1 protein-coding gene is annotated in these 369 nt (G+C 36.0%); it reads left to right on the top strand.

Annotation, left to right across the window (positions count from 1 at the left end; genetic code table 11):
• Positions 1-124: 124 nt before the first annotated feature.
• Positions 125-369, top strand: a 245-nt coding sequence (locus tag NON16_RS25415) for a chorismate mutase (protein WP_372508882.1), incomplete at its 3' end; no start/stop codon positions are given.

The following is a 369-nucleotide window of genomic DNA, read 5'->3' as shown; positions in this document are numbered from 1 at the left end:
CAGTAGGCTTTTGTGGTCAATTGTATTAAATCCACAGAAAGAAGTACTAGTTAACTTCTACATATGTGTTACTCGGAAGCCTTGAACTATTATCAATACCGAGACTAGAGGGAGTGGAAAAATTGTGTCAAATGAATTAGAAGTAATACGTACAGAGATAGAAGAACTTAGCTTAAAAATTTTAGATCTTTTAAACCAAAGAGGAGTACTTGCCCAAAAAATTGGTAGGATCAAGAAGATGAAAGGTACACAGCGTTTTGATCCTGTCCGTGAGCGGAGTCTTCTTGACTTAATAGCTGAAAACAATAAGGGTCCTTTTGACACTCCTACCCTTCAACATATTTTCAAAAGTATTTTCCAAGCAAGCTT

The organism is Pseudalkalibacillus decolorationis (genome assembly GCF_024609785.1).
In the GTDB taxonomy this organism is placed as follows: Bacteria; Bacillota; Bacilli; order Bacillales; family Fictibacillaceae; genus Pseudalkalibacillus; species Pseudalkalibacillus decolorationis.
Note: the sequence above shows the minus strand (reverse complement) of the source record. Positions and strands in the feature narration are given on the sequence as shown.